Annotated in this window: 5 protein-coding genes; 2 read left to right on the forward strand and 3 right to left on the reverse strand. The window is 37.1% G+C overall.

Features of this window, described 5'->3' with window-relative positions; all coding sequences use genetic code 11:
• The 3 genes from ACQR30_RS11820 to ACQR30_RS11830 form a co-directional block, all read right to left on the reverse strand.
• A partial coding sequence (locus ACQR30_RS11820; RefSeq protein WP_429735324.1) for a hypothetical protein occupies nucleotides 1-408 on the reverse strand: 408 nt, incomplete at its 3' end.
• A gap of 116 nt (nucleotides 409-524) precedes the next feature.
• Nucleotides 525-2,126, reverse strand: coding sequence for an ATP-dependent nuclease (locus ACQR30_RS11825; RefSeq protein ID WP_429735326.1), 1,602 nt, complete (start codon nucleotides 2,124-2,126; stop codon nucleotides 525-527).
• A gap of 482 nt (nucleotides 2,127-2,608) precedes the next feature.
• A complete protein-coding gene (locus ACQR30_RS11830; RefSeq protein ID WP_429735328.1) occupies nucleotides 2,609-2,998 on the reverse strand; it encodes a helix-turn-helix domain-containing protein in 390 nt (129 codons plus the stop codon).
• Between the two features lie 139 nt (nucleotides 2,999-3,137).
• Here ACQR30_RS11830 and ACQR30_RS11835 point away from each other — a divergent pair, with 139 nt between their 5' ends.
• Nucleotides 3,138-3,971 (forward strand): HEPN domain-containing protein, encoded by an 834-nt coding sequence (locus tag ACQR30_RS11835; RefSeq protein WP_429735330.1) that lies wholly within the window; start codon nucleotides 3,138-3,140, stop codon nucleotides 3,969-3,971.
• 17 nt (nucleotides 3,972-3,988) lie between these two features.
• A complete protein-coding gene (locus ACQR30_RS11840) occupies nucleotides 3,989-4,438 on the forward strand; it encodes a hypothetical protein (RefSeq protein ID WP_429735332.1) in 450 nt (149 codons plus the stop codon).
• Nucleotides 4,439-4,875 lie beyond the last annotated feature (437 nt).

Consider the following 4,875-nt stretch of genomic DNA (forward strand, 5'->3'; position numbering starts at 1 on the left):
TGTAATGGACTCTTTTAATGGAAAAGTTCCCTCATGTGGGCTCATAGAAAAAAGAAAAATACCTATAAGATAATTTGAGTTTGATTTTTCAGCAAATGTCCTTACTATCTGGAAGCCATGAAAAGCTTCTTCTAAAGGAGTTGGAGAATAAAAACCATAAATAGAATCAACAATACGGAAATGCTGCCCTTCATCAAAACCAACATCGATGTGACAAATATTTACTAAAGTCTTATAAACATCCTCCTTTGGGCTAAGTTGTTTGTTTTTTTGCGATAAAGGGATACTGCTGGTGCCTAAAAAAATAGTGTCTCCTCGTTTTACAAAGCCGTCAGAATTTAATTGTCCAAATAGCTTTGGAAAAATTCCTAAAAAAAACAGAAATAAAAATACTTTTTCTATCTTCATTTTACTATTCGAGTTAAACATTAATTGTCAATTATTTAGTTTTGCTAATTTTGTCGTCATTGTGTAATATAATCAACTTACCCTTTGAAAAAATTTCTTTTAATACGGATTCATTATCATAATATTGGCAATTCATCGGGATTGTCTCCCATTTTAGTAAAAATATCGATAAGCCAATTTGAGCCATGCCCCACTGCGGCAAGATTCCTTAACCATGATTCTAATTCTCCTTTACGGATTACGAATACTCCATACTCTTGAAGTTGATTGAAAAAATTAGAACATGCTTCATTATCGCTTTGTTGCAATAAGTCAATACCGCCAGCAATTTTCCAGTTTTGTCGAGTTGCATTAAAAGCTGCAAGAATTTTTGTTCTTTGGTTGTGCAACCCTTCGTGTGATAGAGTTGGAGTAAAAGAACCGTCAAGCAATTTTGTAAATACTTGCCCTCCTTCTTTTATTACATCAATGTCAACAATTCCAACGGTAGGGATGCCAAGTTCGCGAAGAGGTTTTACAATATCCCAAACTGTCTGCTTGTTCTGTGCATTTATGAATAAGCAGTTTGGAATACCTCTTGGGTCTTTCCGTGATAACAATCTCTCATTTATTTCTTGATAGAATGCCCGGTCGGAATCTGCTTCCGTAACAATTACAGATTCAAAAAACAATCCGTTAAGAACACCTGTTGAACGCAACAGGGGGTGTCGCATTAGAAGTTGTATTTTTTCCTTTGGAAGAATTCTTGCTGTTGGCAACCCATTTTTATAGGTCAATCGGATAATGTTTAGTGGCGCTCCTGATTGAATACACCCCATAAGAAAAGAAGAACTATGAGTTGAAACAACAACTCTTTTATTTGATTTGGTAAGTGAGTTGCCAATCTCCTTTCCTAATTTGTTTGATAATGCTGGATGCAGGAATGCCTCTGGTTCATCTATCAAGGTAATTTTTGGGTCGCCTGCAAGTAAGGTCGTGATAATTCCTGAAAATGCTTTAACTCCATCGCTTGCCATTGTTATTTGCAAAGCAGCTTTATGAAAATTTATTGCTTCGGTTTCCCAACCTTTTTCTTCTCTTTCATTACTTGGTTCTCTGTCTGATAGGCGAACTCTTAATTTCCCGATGTTTGTTGGGTCAATTACATAATACTTTCCGAAAGATTCAAAGACTATTCTTCTAACTTGTGCTCTTAACGCATTATCAATAAATAAGTGTGCTAAGTGATTTTTAGGCGTCGTCTGTAAATCTCCTGCTTCTTGTTCGTTCAGTAAATTCAATCTGTTAGTTCCGTCCAACCTTAGTGTGTAAAGATTCAAAAATTGTGCATAATATCCTTGCCTCGTGTTCGGGTGTTGTGCCTCATCAATTAAACCTGCTTTATTTACTTGGACTCTTGCTGTCTGATTATTCTGTGGATTGAGTTTGCCAATTAGCACATGCCCAGGCATAACATTTTCTCCTAACTTCGGTGTCTGCTCAATCTTTGCCAATTCAGATTCAATATTATCCTTGGTCAATGCTGAAAAAGTCAGATTGTCTAATATCAAGTCAGTTGGTTGTCCGTGAATTTTGCGGGAATGATTCTCTATTTCAATCAGAATTCTACTTTTTCCAGAGTTATTTGGTCCAACAAAAACAGTAATCGGTGTCATGTTTACTTCAAGGTTTGGTTGTCCTTGCGATGAACCGAATTTTAGTTTTAGTTTGTCAATCATTGAGCTGTCTATTAGATTTGTTTGTCTGTTAAAAGTTGAAATGTTGCCATGGCATGACCGCTAACTCTCAAATATACAAACCTTTTATTATTTTATTTCGTCAATCATACCAAAATTGCTATGAGTGACGAAAATTTTTTAATGTAGACAATACAAAATACGCATGCCATCGAAAATTGAAAATGTTTGTATTATTGAGCTTGAGGGATTGCATAGGTAGCTGCTGCAAGGCAAGAGTGACAAATAAGGACATAACTACTAAAAACCGCATCACAAATCAATATTGCATTATCTTCGATAAGCTGTGCAAGGGTAGCCTTTCTTTGTATCCCTAAGAGCTTTATTATGCTTATAAAAAGAAATCATTAAGAAAGCACAGTAACCTTAATGAGCCTAACTTCTATCCATACCTCCACTAACTAGCTCAGACATGTGGCGTAGGCAATACGTGGGGAGCTATCTGTGCAAAAAAGCAACTTTTTCTATTTTTCTCCACCCAACAGCTTTTGGATGAAGGCATCTTTTTCTTTAATCATGCGTTCGTATAGTTCCACGATTTTATCGATAGGGTTAAAGGTGCAGTTATCAAAATTGGGAGAAAAATGTCCGTTGTTGATGCTGCCATTTTCAAATGTATTAAAGTAAGCTATCGCTGCTTCCTCGTCAAAATTTTTGATGGCTTCCACAGGAACTTTTAAGATAGCCGCCACCTGTTCTAAAATATCCGGTTCGATGATTTCCTTTTGTTCCAGCAAAGAAATCTTTTTCTGGTTCCAGTCATCGCCAAGCCCGTAGGCAAGCCCTTCCTGCTTAATGCCGAGCATCTCGCGGAAACGTTTAATATTCCTGCCCTGATGTATTGTTTTTTCCATATTAAGTTGCCATTTATACAAAAAAAATAAAAATGGCCGTAAAGCAACTTCTAAAATACCTAGACAATCAGGTAAAGTACCTGTTTTAAGAATAGGGTACCGCTTTTACGCACCCTAACTTGTGCCGAAAACAAATATTATGGATGCTATTATTGGTTCACTTATAAAAAAAATTGTTGAAAGCTATACCCCGGTATGGATTATCTGCTTTGCCAAAGTGACCACACAGTACAGTGCCTGCGGCTGTTTTACAGACAGCACAAACAATTCTGTCTGCCACTATTTTCTTTTGGTGGTCACACAAAAAAATACGCGGATAGAACATGAGATGCAGGACTTTGCCAACCAACATTTTACAGGAGGATATATAACCATCCTTGCACATGGCAAAGGGACAATACGGGAAGCCCTGCAAAAGCAAAGCCGTTTCTTTTATACAGTTTACACCAAAGGAATTCTTTGTTATACACATGACGGGGCATCGCCGGTACAAGAAATCAGTCCCGGTATAACAATCAGTAACGAGACTGCTTATAGGGCAAGGGAGCAGTATTTATACCATTATGAGTTGTCAAAAAGTTTTAATGAAGCAGCGGTGTTCAGTCTTGAAAAAGGGAAATACACCACAGCCGTATTTCTCATGCACCAAGCTGTTGAACAAGCATGTATTGCGTTGCTGGGTGTACATATAGGCTACCGTTCAGACATTCATAATCTAGGCAGGCTTATCAATCTTTGCCGGTGTTTTTCCGAAGAGCCAGTAAACTTGTTTACACAAACGCCGGAAGAAGAAAGGTTGTTCTCCCTGCTGATGAAAAGCTATTCTGAAACAAGGTACAAGCGCGGTTTTGAAGTAGGGCAAAAAGATGCCTATACAGTAGGCGAACATGTAAACGTTTTTGTGGAAATGGCAAGGAAACTTTGCCTTAAAGGCTTGGAAATATTGGACAAGCAAATACAATCATCTTTATAAATCTTAAATCTTTTACAATGAGACCAATGTCCCCATCCTCTAAATTAAAAAGCATAAGAAAAAGAGTACCACCTAAACTTAAATGGCAAACCGGCGCTTACAGCAGATATGTAGAGTGGGAAGACGTATTACCCTATTCTTTTTTACTAATAGCAAAACTTGTAAACGTAACGCCGGACAATATTGTAACCGATTTTATGGATAACCTGTCTTGCGGAAGCTGGAAACGCGAAGGACGGGATAGTGCTAAAGAAAAATTAGTGGATTATTTTATAGCGCATGGGTATGGGCAGGATTATTATACCGCAGAAGATATACGGACGATGTTTAAAGAGTTGGATGCAATCGGCCTATCCTGGCCGTATAACGGTAAACCGAAGCTGATAGATCTGTATGCCAAATGGCGGAACAAGCATTACAATTACTGGTTTAAAAAATGGCGGCGGAAAACCCGGCGAAAAAAATAACGAGCTAATAAAAAAAGCCCTTCCCGGGCCTTTTTATTGAAAGAATTTGCCCTATTTAAAAAGGGAAATGCTGCTTGTATGTTTCAGGAAGCTTTAGGGACATAGATTTTTTTTGCTTATTGCATATTGTCTAAATGAAAATGCAGTCGGTCATAAAATTAGTTTACGCTATAATAGCCCATAATATTCTATTTCCCAGAGAGTGGATTTTCTTTCAAATATCTTTTGGTATCATTTGGATTTTTTTGATACATATAATTGAAAAAACCATCGCTCCATTTGATGTCCTTTTGATATTGTTCATAACTTTCAGCGAACTTCTTATAATCGTTGTATTTGCTAGAATAATACCAACAAAAACTAGAAGCAGATAGAATTACAGCGTATCCACCCCACGAACTACATCTTGTTTAATTCGATAAAATTTTGTGGGTATA

Source organism: Arachidicoccus sp., assembly GCF_050436765.1.
Taxonomy (GTDB): Bacteria; Bacteroidota; Bacteroidia; order Chitinophagales; family Chitinophagaceae; genus Arachidicoccus.